We start from the raw sequence: 14,450 nt of genomic DNA, 5'->3' as shown, positions 1-14,450 counted from the left end.
TTTAAAACTTAAAACTTATTCTAAATCAAGAAATCACCCATTATTAACTTTTCTTTTTTAGGTACTCTTTTTTCACTCTACTATACGTTTCAGGTGTCATACCTAAATAATTTGCAATTAATTTTTGAGGTATTTCTTCAAGAAAATCTTTGGATTTGACAATCGTTTTAAAAAAAAGCTCATACCTGTTATAAGCATTTTTGTGTTGCAATAGTAAAGACCTTTTTTCACGTTCTAAATGAACTTGTTCAAATAACTTAGTATAGATATAACAAAACGGTTGACTTTCTAATAATAATTTTTGAATAGCTTTTTTTTCGAAATATAGAATGTCAACATCTGTTAATGCCACTTGTATTTGGTTTGAAGGTGAATTCTCCATATAACTAGTAAAGTTGTTAAAACTCATACCTGTAAGTGAAAAATCGATTGTAAATATCTCGTGTTCAATAATTACGTATTGATGAACCGTTCCCTTTAGGATGAAACTTGTTTTAGTTTCTATTTGTCCAATATTCAGAATAGCTTCCCCTTTTTTATAGCTTTTATTCTTTAAAACTTTAGAAATGGGTTCAAATTCCTCTTCAGTTATAGGGTAAACCTGATTAAAAAAATCAAATAAAATCCTTATTTCGTTTGGATAGGCCTTTTTCATATGTTTGATTGTTTTTACTGCCGATTAGTATATGTCGAGTAGGGCAGAAGTAAGCGGTTGGCTTTCAATATTGCACAGAGTCAAAGCGTTATATTTTGTTTTTAATTTATTCATGCTTAAAAAGCCATATTTAAAATTTGGAGGTAAATGAAAATAAGCACAAAGCTTCCGATTTGTACTTATTAGAAATGTTTTACACACCTTTGTTGCATAGTTTTTTTATTCAATCGGGATAAACAAATCTACAATGAATTTATTCTCTGGATGTTCTCTGTAATCATTTTGATAAATTTCAAAAGGGTTTTCCACGCTTTTTTTTTATCCATTTTCATTCATCCAAATAAAAAGACCTGTCCAAGATTTTTCAAATTCATTAGGCGTGATTTCAAAACGACCAACAATACATTTTCCTTTATTAATCGTCAACTTATTAATCTCGCCTTCTGCTTCAAAAGGTTCATTAGTTGTCAAAAAAATACTCATACGAACCTTGTCCGGCGCAGTAACTTTGAGACTGTCGTAAAAAATTCTACCCATCTTAGCTTCTGAATCCTTAAGTAAGCCTTTTGGTATTGCCCACATTGTAAGTTTTTCAAAAGCGTTTTCAATTCCGTTTATTCCAACATGAGTTACTCCGGCTATAGCCAATTTTAGATTATTTAAAATTTTAATTATTAAGTGTTGTCATTCTAAATATCTTATTCTTAGCAACTTCATAGATAACTATTGCTTCGTGACTACTGGTTTTATCAGATATTATTTCTTTATCTATAACAGTATTTCCGATGACAATTCGATTGGAGATTTCACAGAGCAAATTTGGGCTTCGTGTGAATAATTCAGAGAATAAATCATATAACTGCTTTTGACCATCGACATAAAGCTTTTTCCGAAATTCATAAACTTTTATTTCATCACTAAAAGTTTTTACAAAAGCATCAATATCCTTTTCATTCCATGTGTCAAATTGTTTTTGCACAATTGCTTCAACTTCTCCAGACCCCCGTTTTTCAGGAATAAGATACATTTTAATAATTTTGCCATTTTTTATTTCATAGAGTGTAGCTTGACGGTGCTCCTTACCATCAATAGTAACAAGTTGCTCATCAATTACAATATTTCTGTTACTAATTCTTTTCACGACTTTAACTTTGCATTTAGTGCTCTTAGAAAAGATGTTTTTATAGTTTGACTTTAGAGCAGAGTTACCCTTATAGAGTGTATCATTGGGGTAATTTATAACTACTACTTGTTCGGAATAACATGAAGTGAAAGTTTTTAAGTCACCTTTATTAAATGCCTCAATTTGTTTTTGAACTATAATCTTCGGGGATTCTTCTGAAACAAGAACCAAGTACTTATTGTCAGGACTTACTGAAATTCTTGAAATTTCGTTTATCTCCTCCTCTTTAAAACTATATAAGTTGCTTATACTTTCGTCACTTGTGTTTAATTGAGCAATGGTTTTACCGTTAGGTATTAAAATTATGCTTTTCGTAAGCCAATAAATATCCTCAATTGGAATAGGTAGCGATTTTATGGTTTTGATATTTCCAGTTATAGGATTTAAGGATTTTATTGTCGTGGAATTGTTTTCGATACTTATGAAACTAATTAAATTAGAATTTGGAATTTTTTGTAATGAACGACCTATGTTTTTATGCACTGTTAGATTAGTATTATCTTTTAAATTAGAGGTAACTAAGTCCATTCTGTCATCGACTAAAACTGATGAAACCAAGATGTCTTGATTGTGCCAGGCGTGATACCCTACTTTTAAATCATTTAAAATGACTTTAGACATTCCTGTTGAAAAATCATATTGATATAATCGTTGTAATCCGTTTTCATCTAAACGAATAGCGGAAATTGTTTCTTTATTGGGGATTTTTAAAGGGGAATATTCGCTCCCGAAAGGAGTATTTGTTTTCCAAGTAGTCTCGCCACTGCTAAGCGTATAACTTTTAATATCAGTTTGATTGTTTCTTTTAGAAGAGAATAGAACAGTATTATTATCATAAAATGAAGGTTGATTATCAAAGCCGTCATTATTTGAAATATTTTTAAGATTAATCAATTTAATTTTATCATTATTCTTTACTATGTCCAATAAAAAAATTTCTGTATTGGATTGAGCAAAAAAGTTTGTTGAAATTACAAGTAAAACTAGTACTGTTATTTTTTTCATTTTCTATTTAATTTGATTAATGAATTCATTATTAACGTTATCATGTAAATTAAATAACGATTCTTCCGTAATAATTGTTAGATCATTAGGTTCAATAGTGTAATCTTCGTTGGAGCAGTTAGTTAAAATCAGTAAGGTAATAATTGTTCTAAGGGCTAAAGAGACTTTTTTAGCGATAAAAAAATAAAAAATCAAGGCTGTACAAAACTTTTGAAGCAGTATACAGTTCAATCGCCATATTTTAGAAAGGTTTTGTTAGTTTTAATAAAGTTTTCGGAGACCAAATTTACCAACGTTACCAACAGTTTATTATTCTATTTTCCTAATTTACAGTTGCGATTTTAAAGTTTTTCAATACGATTCAACATCGCTCTGGCATTTTCTCCAACACCTTCTGGATCCATTTTAATTACTTTATTGTAATACAGAATTGCTTTTTCTTTATTATTTAAGCCTAAATAGGTCTCTGCGAGGCTATCCCAAGTATTAGCCGAATTAGGAAATAACAACGTATTACTTTTAAAAATAGATAAAGCAATTTGTGGTTTACTTTTTTGAATGTAAGAATAACCGAGATTATTTATTTCTGCTTCATCTATTATGTTTGCTTTAACTAGGATACCCAGTTTTTCATACAATCTATTATCTTTTTGATTTATTTCTTTTTTACTTTCTAAATCAGCCAAGACTTTTTCTAATGGTTTTAAAAATGAATCTTTATATTCTATGGCTTTTGCCTTTGCCAATTCTTTTGCTTTTTCTAAAGCATTATCTGCTTTTATTTTTATATCTGGTTGTACTCCTATACCTTCCCAATTGGTTTTTGTAATTGGGTTTATGGTTCTGGCAAAAGGTATTCCTATGCTATAACCTTTATTAAGTGGAAAAAGCTGTGTTGGATGTGCGCCACCTCCTGTAACCTCTCCTATTATTATTGCTCTGCCTTGACTTTGCATGGTATATGAAAAATCCTCAGCTCCAGAAAAAGTATAATCACTAATTAATATATACACAGGCACTTTAGGTCTTTTTAGTCCTTTTACTTCCTCAACCCATAATTCTTGAGTATGATTATTTACTCGAGTATAAATAGTATTTAGCAATAATTTTTCATTAAAAAAATAACTGCTTAAATAATTAACAATTCTTGGATACCCGCCACCATTTCTTCTCATATCAATAATTATGGCATCAGCAATTTGCATTGCATTCATAACCATATCTATACGCTCTGTAGAACCAGCAAAATTTGCAAAATCAATGTACCCTATATTTGATTCCAAAAGTTGAAAACCTCTTAACATAGGATTATACCTGCTTAGATTTTGTGTTAATGAAGTATTTGTATTTTCTGATAATTGTTTAGAACCTGATGATGAAAAGGAAAGATGTTTGTCTTTTGTGATTTTTTGAAGCTCTTTAGTCATTCGATATGCAAAATCAGTTGATGACAAATTATTAAAAACACCTTTTTTTATTAATACATCTAAATGAGCATTGGTTTCCTTTGCTTTATCTAAGAAAATATAATTTTCTTCCAGTAACTCCTGTGCTTGTTTTACGATATCATTATTTGACTGGGCAAAATGATGTGTAGTGGCGAAAAGAAATAAGATGAGTACTATATTTTTTCTTAATACTGTTTGTGTCATGAAAATTAAATTATAATTCCAAGCAATTACAAATTGCCTATATAAATTAAATGTTAATAATGATTCAAAGTAATGAAGGAAAAGTAATAGAAAATAGGATGAAATTAGCCCGTAGATACTATTATTACAAAAGTCTAAACTCTTTTGGTTTAAATCCTGTATTAAATTTGAACGTTTTAATAAAATGACTTTGGTCCGAAAAACCACAGAGAAACGCAATTTCTGTTAAAGAGATATTACTATTTTTTAGTAATAAAATTGCTTTTTCTATTTTAATCCTACGCATATATTCACCAAGAGTACAATTAAAATATTTTGAAAAGTATTTAGAAATGGTAACCGGATGAATTTGAAGTTCTTCTGATAGTTGTTTTAATGTAATAAACTCATCCCATCGATCACACAATAATTCTCTAATCGTATCAACCCATATTGGTTTCTGATCAACTATGTTTGCATTACCGGAAAAAAATGTTAGTAACGAAGAATGGATGGAATCTGAAGAAAACAGGTCATTAACTTTTAATTCTTTATATATTTTTAATAATTGAAACTGAACCGCTGTATTTTTATGTATTGAATCTTTAAAATCTGAGGTGGATAGTTCATTTTTTGTAAAAAAACTATCATTAATTTCTATATTCAAATTCTCAGATGGAAATACGGTGTGTCTATTGCGATGCACTTCGTTTTTATTATACAACATAATGCTACCAGGAAGTACTTCAATATCTTTTCTTTTTCGAGATTCTAAATTCCCTCCTTGTAATATTAAAGACAGATGGTACTTTTCATGTGAGTGCCAATCTTCTGAAACAGGTTTTTTATATTTCACCATAGAAATATCATAATCTTGTAGAGAAAATTGCTCCGTTGTTTTACCTAAAAATTCTTTTGAGCTTAATAGCATAATTTCTTACGTCATTGATAAATGAATTTAGTAAGCCTTCCCATTTGTTTATTCATTTAAATCAATATTTTTCTTGGGATAAAGTTATATTATAACAATCACCAAAGTTAAAACCGGGTAAAAGAAAAGAGTGAATCAGATTTTTTTATTCACTAATCATTAACGGATTCGACTCAATGACTTTGGCTTGATTCCAAGTTTTCGTCTATAAATTCAAAAACTCGGTTAATTCGATTTTTATAATCAGCTTGTATCTCTGTATTCATTATCATCAAATTTCTTGTCCTGAAATGTAGCTACAATTTAAAAAATGGACGTCTCTCCAAAGATGCTCGAACGTTTTTGTTGGCAAAGACTCACTCTATGTTTTTTGCCTCAGTGCATTGTTACTAAATCGCTTTTCCGTCCATTTATCAAACGAGCGAACAAATTTTTTCAATTCACTTACTGATGTTTTACTATAATCGACTAGTTCATCTGCTCCCCAGCTTCTGACGGCATTGGCTTTTTTTTCGGAACACATTGCCGTTACATGAGCACCTCGTGTCTTCGCAATCTGCACGGCAAAAGAACCAACTCCTCCTGTAGAACCATTAATCAGGACTCTATCACCTGGTTTAATGGCGCAGAGAATTAATCCCATCATTGCTGCTTGCCCTGAAATTGGTGTGGCTGCTGCTTGTTTAAAAGATACATTGGCTGGCTTTTTAACCAAATCTACAGCTCTTACAATAGCGTACTCTGCAAACCCTCCACCAAGTATTTTTCTGATATCGGCAGCTACTTCGTCTCCCAATTGAAATCCTTCAACTTCACCACCCACTTCCTGAATAGTGCCAGCAACATCCATTCCCAGAACGCTATTCTTTTTGGCTGGTCTAAACAACCCAAGAACTAATCGGACAATTAGAAAATTTGCTCTAACCATGTGGTTATCAGCAGCATTTATAGAAGAACACATTACTCTTACAAGTACTTCATTTTTTTTTGGTAGAGGAATTACCCGATTTTTTACAAACTTCATCACTTCTTTGGGTGAGCCATATCGGCGAAATTCAATAGCACGCATTATATTAATTTTATTTTTCAAGATTCTTTTTAGCATTTTCCTTGAACTCTACCGATTTATTATTTTCTTCATAATTCTATTGTTCAAGTTCCTCTTTATTAAAGAAGCAATAAATTAAATTGTCAACACGAGTCAAACCACTTGTAGAAGTGAAGACTTTTCTCGCTTTCGTTGCAATAATTAGTCCGGCAAAACTTCACATAAAAACCATTATTTTGCATTAATTGAATGACATCTTTCTCTAACAGTTTAGAGGAAAGAACGCGAAGTACATTGTCAATATCTTCGGTATCTACCGACCACTCTATAATGAATGGATGCGAGTTGAAATAGGGGGTTATCCATTCAATTAAAGGAGGGGAACTAAGGTTTGTTTTAAACACCAATACATTCATATTCGGTTACTTTATCTTAAGCTTTTTGATTTTTTCAAAACTCAGCGATCGCCTTGGAAATTTGTTCTGGAATACTGACTTTGATGTTTTTCGAAACATTTGTCGAAAAAGTAACTTCATTAGTTGTCAAAAACGTGTGCTGAAAATGTGAATAATTCATGATGGGCATAAATGGATGACCCAATAAAAGAGCCTTGCTTTGTGGCAAACCATACGTAATATTTTCCGTATCGAAGCCGAACCAGGTGTTGATTGTTAAGAAATCATCATTGCATTTACCCAACAACATAGCTAACATCGGACTTATAATTTCCTTTTTAAATTGTCTGACACCTTCATATACATAAAAATTGTCGTAGACTTTTTGATTTTTCAATGTTCCACGGATAGCGGAATGAATTGATTCAATCGTTTTAAATAGATTGTGAGGATAGATTGGAACCTCATGAATTTCAACGCCAGAAGCTCCATTGCCAATATAGTAATCTTCAAATACTATATTCCCTTCATCTGATCTCATTCTTGAACGTATATCAACAATCAAATTAAACCCAATCACTTTATCTTCTTGATACATTGACATATACACCATAGCCAACATCACTTCAAAACTAGAACACCATCTAAAATCGTTATTATAGGACTTTTTGATTTTATCGATTTCTTTGCAGTTTAATCGAAACTTAACTTCCCTAAACCTAATCCCAGCACCCCAGAGTAGACCATTAACAATCATTTTTGCTGAATAAAATCCAAGGTTCGAATTGTACGTGTTCACCTTTTTAGACAATTCCTTATCTGAGTCTATTTTATCAAATATTTGCTTATTATTCAAAGTGTGCGAAAAGGAAAGTCTATTATTAACGTCAGTGTACTTTTTTTTCAATTTTTCTGTATCATGTATACATGTACTCGTTTCTGACAATAATTTGAGAAAGATATTAGCTGAGTATGTATCAAAAACAGTGTGGTCCATGTAGAAAACGATAGAGAATTCTCCATACTTGACATAATGATGAATAGTCACCAAAACAATTGGGATATTCAACTTTTTTATTTTAGAAAAAGGGTTATGTGCAATAAAGCCAGGAAATTGCTTCCGTAGAATTTTTGAAAATCTTCTCTTATCATTAAATAGATCACTTGGCGGCTTTTCGTATGTTTTTTTATCTTCAAAGAATTGATACATAATGCCATCATTATTGGATTGGGAAATTGAGTACCCAGGAATTGATGTGGATTCAGTATCGTCCTCCCATCTTGATGAAACGAATTGGAATTTAGAGTTATCCACTAAAAACTGTAGAGAATCCTTGAGACAACTCAGGAAGTCTCTCATTTCCTCACTATTTTCAATATTGAATACCCATTGAAAAGGGGAATGAGCCCTAGAATTATTAGTATCTAATGCACATGTCTTTTTCTCAACCATAAATGCATTATTTCCTCTATGGATATAAGCCTCTTCCACTTTCTTTATCATTTTTACAACTTTTATTTACAAAAGATTTAAAATGCCAATACAAGTCTAATCACTTTTAAAAGTGAAGACTTTTTTGTTTTCATTTCAATTATTAGTCTGGCAAAGCTTCACATACAAAACCCTTACTTTGCATTAATTGAATGACATCTTTCTCTATTAAATTTAAAGAAACAACACGAAGTACATTGTCCACATCTTCCATATCTACCGACCACTCTGAAATACATGGATGTAAGTTAAATAAGGGGGCCATCCATTCAATTTTAGGAGGGGAGCTAAGGTTTGTTTTAAACACTAATACATTCATATTTGTTTACTTTTTCTTTCGCTTTTTGAATTTGTTATTTAACGGATAGTATGTGGTTATTTCGTCAAGATTTACATTAAGCATTAGCAATTCTAAAGGCTAATTGCAGAGTAGGGGAGTGCTTCCCACGCTCTACGGCTGTTATTGTTTATTTGGTAACCACCGCTTCATCTGCCATCTGCTGTCGAGTCATTTCACCTTTTTTAAAAAGGTACATTCTTATCTTATTTTCAACATGGTCTTTGCTTATGGCAAACCCTTTTTTTATAGAAATAGATTTTCCAAACTTCGCACATCACTCCCGACACAAATTGGAGGTTCAAAATCTTTAGAAATAACAAGAAGATTTAGTAGACTTGTATACAGTACTTCAACATAACTATTGGAGTTAGTCTTTTAACTGTTGAAGCGTTAATTTGCATATGAATATATTCTACATGACTTGATTATTATCCGCTATCCAAGTTCCGTTTAAAGCTACTTCTCGAAGGCTATTCTGTTTTATTCTTTAACGGATATAAAAGTTTCAACTTCGGCATTGTCTCCATCAAAGTATTTTTTTCCGTGAATCGTGAAATCATTATTATAGGTTCGTTTTAAGTCTATATTTTGCCAAATTTCCATCCAGGTTGCGAGGACAGCCTCTGGCATTTTGCCTTTAGAAACAAATTTTTCGTACATATCTCTTTCAATTGTAATGCCGACAAAATCTTCTGGAATATTTCCTAATGAGCTTACTGGTAACCCAATAATTAGCGTATAAGGTCCATTGAAGTCTGTTTCATAATCTGTGTAAACTGCGTAAATGTCATCATTTACTTTGTTGGGTATTTGCTTTTGAATTTCTTCGCCCCAAAATTTTACCCACAATGCCTCGATGTCTTTGGCAGACTGACCATTTTCATTGGTTGTTCTTACAGAAATGCCGATAACATTAAATTTTTGAATGATTTTATTGTTCATAGTTTTGGAGTTTTTTGTTTGTGTTACAGCTATGCTAGAGAATAGTAAAGATGTCGTAAGTATCAAAACCTGAAATTTTTTCATGGTAACTACTGTCGATTGTTGTTAGTTACTTTCATCTTTATCTAAAGTGATCGTAACATTCGCTTTTTCTGTTTTAATGCTCTTGATGTATGGTCTTATTTTGGTCTTAACTCATCAATAATTTCTGTACTCACCCAATACAAATTACCTGTCCCGTCTTCTTGGTCTCTTCCAAAAAACATATATTTCCCATCTGGCGTGATACTCGGGCATCCTTCGTTAAAATTAGAATTCACTTCATTTCCAAAGCTAATTGGCCTTGTCCATGTCCCGTCTTTTTCCTTAAAGCAGACATATATATCGTGGTCTTTTCTTTTTTCATTTTCTTTGTTTCGAGTATAAACCAGCAAATACTCTTGAGATGGGGAAATAAACCCGTGATGACCAAATTCAAGTTTAACTTCCTGTACATCGGGAAATTCACCGTTTTTGTTGGGTGCATAATACATTTTCCCGTTTGAAATACTTGTATAAAAAAGATTTCCGTTTTTAGCTTGATTAATATAAAAAACAAGGTCCTTATTAATAGGTGAATCAAGTTGCACTGCATCACTCCAGGAATCCTCTAAGCGGTTTACGTACCAAATTTTCTCATCCGAAAAAATAGAATCCAAAGCCGTGAAGTAAATCCTTTTGTCAATAAGGCTAACGAATGGATATAATTCCTCATTCTTCCCTCCATTGGTAAAATTTGCCTTTTTAACAGGAGTCCATTTATTACCTCTAAGTTTTGAGAAATAGATAGAGGATATATCTTCTTCTTTTTGATGAACTGAAAAATATACTTCATCTAAATTTGGTGAAAAAGAAATATTCGATGCATTCCTAACAATTCCAGGAGCAAAAACTTCTGGAACCAAGCCCGGCGGTTTTTGTCCAAAATAGGCGGTTTCAATATTTGTCGGATTATTGTCGTTCGCTTTTTTATTTTTAGTAATGCACGCATTTAATAATAGTGTGAATACAAGTATTAGAAACATATAATAGTAATTTCTCATTATTTAAATTTTTAAAATGTTTGCCAACGGGTTCGCATCTGATTATTTGCCTATCGTTTTAGTCTTTTATTTGAGCAAACAAACTCCTTCATTCGGTTACATAATATACAAGTTGTGATTCTTTAATTAATCCATCTTCTATAGTGGACCTTTCTGAACCAAGATTATTTTCTAAATCTTCTACATTAAATTTGCAATTATAAAGAACGATTGACCCATCATTTTCTGCAATTTTATAAACTTCTACCCAGTTAAAACTTTCCCTAACTCTTTTGTTGTTTCTAAAAACTCAGCTTTCGAATAATCTTCTTTTGTTTGATTTTCAAACTTCTCATCATAAGCCAATAGAGCGATTGTTACAGGTAGTTTTTCAGGATTGTTTTACCCACTTAAATATGTCTTTACTATTTTACTGTTTGCCTTGATACATTTGTTTTTTATGAATTTTTTTAAAGAGATAAAATTAAACTTCTGCAATCACAATATCATTAACTTAAGTTAAAACCGGGTTAATGAAAAAGAGTGAATCGGATTGTTTATTCACTAATCAGTAAAATGTATTGTGTGTTTTTTATTTGTTTAAGTTTTATGCGTTTTTTACTCGATCTTTTGACCTACTAACTCTTGTCCGCCTTGAAGTAGTGTTAAGCTTTTAACATTACCTCCTTTTAGTTGGAAAGAAATTTTAGCTTTAACCACGGTATAAAAATAATAGGGTGTCATTTTCAGGGTATATATTAAATCTCGCTTGACCGGTGGCTCTCGCAAATAACTGTGCGTTCTCTTTTATTATAGTTATTTTGAAATCTGGTAGCACTTCATAAACCCCCACATATTTCAATAGAGTGGATTCTGGTATTTCAACTGCATCACTTTTAAATTTTAAGTTTGCTAATTCAGATTCAGGGTCGAGTATATGAAAACCAATATCATCTGAGCTTTGAGATGAGTTTGTCAGAATTACAACGCAGGTCATTACCGACATGTACTCACGCAAAATAGTTGGGTATGACCTAAGTGATAGTTTAGAACTAAAAGGCTGTGTAAGGACCCTTAATAAAGCCATTTATAATGTCAAGAACATTGACCGGCTTATTCATCACTCCGACAGGGGTATTCAATATTGCAGTAATGTGTATACTCAAATATTGAAAAGAAAGAAAATAGAAATCAATATGACAGAAGAGAACCATTGCTACGAAAACGCCCTAGCCGAAAGAGTAAACGGTATTCTAAAAGATGAATTCTATCTTGACCAAACCTTTACCAGTGTGGTCCATGCTAAAAAAGCAGCCAAAAACGCAATCAAGTTATACAACTCTAAAAGATTGCATTTATCTTTAGATTATAAAACACCTAATTACGTGCATCAATATGCCGCTTAAAAATAATATTAATCTGTAGCCGTATTTTAGGACGTGACAAAATAGAAATTCCGAATTTGATATATTACTAAGGGTTGAAATTATATCCTATTCTGCAATAATTTGTGGGAATTCATTTGGAAAGCCATACCAGCTAATAATAATCACTATTAAATATAAAGGTCCAAGAATAAGGGCTATTTTTCTTGGGTTAGTATTAGTTTGAATTTTCAATACGTTTTTTGCCATAGATATTGTTGAATACTTTAAAGGTGTTTTGATTTCATATTAACAATGCGAATCAAGAGTTAAAAAATTAAAGTTATAAAAGCTGCAGCGATCCTTCCATAGGCATGAAGAATCAAACCTTTTGTAGACCTTACCTTGCTTGCTCTCTGTATATCAGATTTTTCAATCAGCCAACTAAATAAGGCTTCTATTGGCTGTCTAATTTTGGATACAGCTCTTGAGTACAAGTCATTGCAGGCTCTATCAAATTTTCTTAAAACATCGGCCATTCCTTTTACAGCCTTTACTGTAGTTAACATTTCAGAGTTAAAGTTATGCTTCATATTTTGAAAAAGCCCAGTGTCATTGTATATTTTATCTCCAAAAAATGTACGGTTTTCAATTTCAGACCAAGCCTCTTTATAAAGGCTAAGGTCATTGACACAAGCAGGTGTAAATATTATCTGTTCTGAATGTGGTAGCCTACCGGCATTGCAAAAACCAAGATCATGCAATTTCATTCCATAGTAATACATCCTTTTTGTTGAGCAATACCCTTTGGCCGTAATCTCTTGGGCTACTTTTCCTTGACGTTTTCCTGAGCAGGTAATAATTGGCATTGAATCTAGCACACTAAAATTTTTGGCGCACTCTTTTGGGGCAAACTCACTTAATAGTGTTTCTAAAAACAAATCCATTGCACAAGATATCCTATTGAGCCTATTGTTAAAGGCCTGATAGCTTCCCAAATCAGGAAACCAATCCAATAAATATTCTCTTGCAAACTGATGTATTTTGTTCATTTTAAAAATTCCGTGATGCTGCATCACGAACAGATATATAGTTATAATTTCTTGGTCAGTTAATTTAGGTGCGTTATTGTTGCTAAAACGCTGACATCTAAATTGTAGGTTGTCCTCGAATTTTTCACAGACATAATAATATATTTTCACTAAATTGTAATCCTTGTTATTGGTCTTTGTATTCAAAATAATCTTGTTGAAATTGATTATTAAAACACTTAAAATCAATAGCTTAAACAATTTTTAGGTGTTGTTTTTCAACAAATTAAGCTTGTTTTTTTATTGTTCTCAACCCATGATTCGCATTAGTAACAAATAATTAAAGATTAAAACCTTACTACATGGGAAGTATTATTTGTAATAAAAGGTTTAATGACCAGGATATTGCGTACAAGTACAGTTACTAATACCTTGTAAAAAGTTTACACCAATAGTTACAGCATGTGTGCCAGAATTAAATGCCGACAATTCGTTAGTTGTAATTTGGTAAGCATAACCAAAATAAAACATAGATTTTTGAAAGCCTACCATTGGCCCTACATTTAGAGGTTTAAGAAACTGGTCGTTTAAGATACGATAAGATATTCCTGCCCAGAAATAATCATCATTTCTGTTATATTTTCTGAATTTGAAGTTTAAATCTGTACTCGATCTTTTATCTCTACTAAACATTTGGTAGTATATAGATGGCTCATACTCTATTCTACTATTTTTTGGGCCTTGTATAGTCAAACCAGAATAAATTTGATAGTTTAAAAGTAAATTTGGTTCTGAAACCCGAATAGCTTCATCAAGTTTTTTCTCAAGAATATTATTAGCGTTAAAACTAAAAAAGAATCCATCATTTCTGTACAACACACCAACATCAAAATTATTGTTTGCAGTACGTCTATCATTTGTAACAAAAGGATCAAGTGTTGGGTTTTCTGTTGTTGTATTAAAATTATTAATGTCTATTCTAAAGGTATTTATGTTATATGAAATACCAAATGATAAATATTGTTTGGTATAATAATCTAGTATAAGGTGATGCGCATACGAAAACTTAACGCCCGTTTGTTTTGTGTTTCCATTTTTGTCATTGTATAATGACAATCCTATACCTGAACGATCAGCAATTCTAAAATCACCATAAAGCGATTGGTTTTGAGGTGCACCCTTTATGCCCACCCATTGCGTTAAACCGTTGGCTCTTATTTTTAAATTATCGCCTATTCCCGCGTAAGTTGGTGACAATACAAAGTTATTATCCGCCAAATATTGTGTAAATACAGGTAGATTTAATTCTTGACTATAGCTGTTAGCTACGACCAGAAAAAATAGATATATGATTATATTTCGCATGTTTTTA

At 31.7% G+C, this 14,450-nt stretch carries 14 protein-coding genes and 1 pseudogene; 2 read left to right on the top strand and 13 right to left on the bottom strand.

Translation table 11 applies throughout. The annotated features are described in order from the left end of the window. Positions 1-43: 43 nt before the first annotated feature. The 11 genes from UH1x_RS02025 to UH1x_RS01975 all read right to left on the bottom strand — a co-directional run bounded on the left by UH1x_RS02025 (position 44) and on the right by UH1x_RS01975 (position 11,770). Positions 44-655, bottom strand: a complete 612-nt coding sequence (locus UH1x_RS02025) for a Crp/Fnr family transcriptional regulator (protein ID WP_482624711.1) — start codon at positions 653-655, stop codon at positions 44-46. A gap of 318 nt (positions 656-973) precedes the next feature. Next, a complete protein-coding gene (locus UH1x_RS02020) occupies positions 974-1,303 on the bottom strand; it encodes an AraC family transcriptional regulator (RefSeq protein WP_482624709.1) in 330 nt (109 codons plus the stop codon). A gap of 19 nt (positions 1,304-1,322) precedes the next feature. Next, the gene (locus UH1x_RS02015; RefSeq protein WP_482624707.1) at positions 1,323-2,843 is read right to left on the bottom strand and encodes a nuclear transport factor 2 family protein; all 1,521 of its coding nucleotides are present in this window, start codon (positions 2,841-2,843) and stop codon (positions 1,323-1,325) included. 341 nt (positions 2,844-3,184) lie between these two features. Then, on the bottom strand, positions 3,185-4,495 hold the full coding sequence (locus UH1x_RS02010) for a S41 family peptidase (protein WP_482624706.1): 1,311 nt from the start codon (positions 4,493-4,495) through the stop codon (positions 3,185-3,187). A 124-nt stretch (positions 4,496-4,619) separates the two neighbouring features. Beyond that, complete coding sequence (locus UH1x_RS02005) at positions 4,620-5,405, bottom strand: helix-turn-helix transcriptional regulator (RefSeq protein ID WP_482624705.1); 786 nt, start codon at positions 5,403-5,405, stop codon at positions 4,620-4,622. Between the two features lie 361 nt (positions 5,406-5,766). Beyond that, entirely contained in the window at positions 5,767-6,495 is a 729-nt protein-coding gene (locus UH1x_RS02000; RefSeq protein WP_482624703.1) for an NAD(P)-dependent alcohol dehydrogenase, read from the bottom strand. 408 nt (positions 6,496-6,903) lie between these two features. Beyond that, entirely contained in the window at positions 6,904-8,352 is a 1,449-nt protein-coding gene (locus UH1x_RS01995) for an acyltransferase (protein WP_482624701.1), read from the bottom strand. 91 nt (positions 8,353-8,443) lie between these two features. Next, positions 8,444-8,659, bottom strand: a complete 216-nt coding sequence (locus UH1x_RS01990) for a hypothetical protein (RefSeq protein WP_482624699.1) — start codon at positions 8,657-8,659, stop codon at positions 8,444-8,446. Between the two features lie 501 nt (positions 8,660-9,160). Further along, on the bottom strand, positions 9,161-9,622 hold the full coding sequence (locus UH1x_RS01985; RefSeq protein ID WP_482624698.1) for a GyrI-like domain-containing protein: 462 nt from the start codon (positions 9,620-9,622) through the stop codon (positions 9,161-9,163). Between the two features lie 179 nt (positions 9,623-9,801). Beyond that, entirely contained in the window at positions 9,802-10,704 is a 903-nt protein-coding gene (locus UH1x_RS01980; protein WP_299801352.1) for a TolB-like translocation protein, read from the bottom strand. Positions 10,705-11,395: 691 nt separating this feature from the next. Continuing rightward, a complete protein-coding gene (locus UH1x_RS01975; RefSeq protein WP_482626530.1) occupies positions 11,396-11,770 on the bottom strand; it encodes a hypothetical protein in 375 nt (124 codons plus the stop codon). On the opposite strand from UH1x_RS01975, the pseudogene UH1x_RS01970 reads away from it, so the two are divergent. Both UH1x_RS01970 and UH1x_RS01965 read left to right on the top strand, forming a co-directional pair. Next, positions 11,703-11,840 (top strand): annotated as a pseudogene (locus UH1x_RS01970) (hypothetical protein); the annotation flags it as partial. The gene UH1x_RS01975 and the pseudogene UH1x_RS01970 overlap by 68 nt on opposite strands. Positions 11,841-11,852: 12 nt before the next feature. Further along, on the top strand, positions 11,853-12,089 hold the full coding sequence (locus UH1x_RS01965; protein WP_482626476.1) for an integrase core domain-containing protein: 237 nt from the start codon (positions 11,853-11,855) through the stop codon (positions 12,087-12,089). Between the two features lie 287 nt (positions 12,090-12,376). Here UH1x_RS01965 and UH1x_RS01960 read toward each other — a convergent pair whose 3' ends face one another. Beyond that, positions 12,377-13,123 carry a transposase gene (locus tag UH1x_RS01960; RefSeq protein WP_482624697.1) on the bottom strand — a complete coding sequence of 249 codons (747 nt, stop codon included), beginning with the start codon at positions 13,121-13,123 and terminating at the stop codon, positions 12,377-12,379. Between the two features lie 345 nt (positions 13,124-13,468). Next, complete coding sequence (locus UH1x_RS01955) at positions 13,469-14,443, bottom strand: PorP/SprF family type IX secretion system membrane protein (RefSeq protein WP_482624696.1); 975 nt, start codon at positions 14,441-14,443, stop codon at positions 13,469-13,471. Positions 14,444-14,450: the final 7 nt, after the last annotated feature.

This window comes from Maribacter sp. UH1 (assembly GCF_056839145.1).
The sequence above is the reverse complement of the archived record's forward strand: the minus strand, read 5'-3'. Positions and strand labels throughout refer to the sequence as shown.

Bases quoted from the DNA above. Each gene is read 5' to 3' on its own strand.
- UH1x_RS02025 (WP_482624711.1), bottom strand. From the start codon at position 655: ATGAAAAAGGCCTATCCAAACGAAATAAGGATTTTATTTGATTTTTTT.
- UH1x_RS02015 (WP_482624707.1), bottom strand. From the start codon at position 2,843: ATGAAAAAAATAACAGTACTAGTTTTACTTGTAATTTCAACAAACTTT.
- UH1x_RS02010 (WP_482624706.1), bottom strand. From the start codon at position 4,495: ATGACACAAACAGTATTAAGAAAAAATATAGTACTCATCTTATTTCTT.
- UH1x_RS02005 (WP_482624705.1), bottom strand. From the start codon at position 5,405: ATGCTATTAAGCTCAAAAGAATTTTTAGGTAAAACAACGGAGCAATTT.
- UH1x_RS01995 (WP_482624701.1), bottom strand. From the start codon at position 8,352: ATGATAAAGAAAGTGGAAGAGGCTTATATCCATAGAGGAAATAATGCA.
- UH1x_RS01990 (WP_482624699.1), bottom strand. From the start codon at position 8,659: ATGAATGTATTAGTGTTTAAAACAAACCTTAGCTCCCCTCCTAAAATT.
- UH1x_RS01985 (WP_482624698.1), bottom strand. From the start codon at position 9,622: ATGAACAATAAAATCATTCAAAAATTTAATGTTATCGGCATTTCTGTA.
- UH1x_RS01980 (WP_299801352.1), bottom strand. From the start codon at position 10,704: ATGAGAAATTACTATTATATGTTTCTAATACTTGTATTCACACTATTA.
- UH1x_RS01975 (WP_482626530.1), bottom strand. From the start codon at position 11,770: ATGGCTTTATTAAGGGTCCTTACACAGCCTTTTAGTTCTAAACTATCA.
- UH1x_RS01960 (WP_482624697.1), bottom strand. From the start codon at position 13,123: ATGCAGCATCACGGAATTTTTAAAATGAACAAAATACATCAGTTTGCA.
- UH1x_RS01955 (WP_482624696.1), bottom strand. From the start codon at position 14,443: ATGCGAAATATAATCATATATCTATTTTTTCTGGTCGTAGCTAACAGC.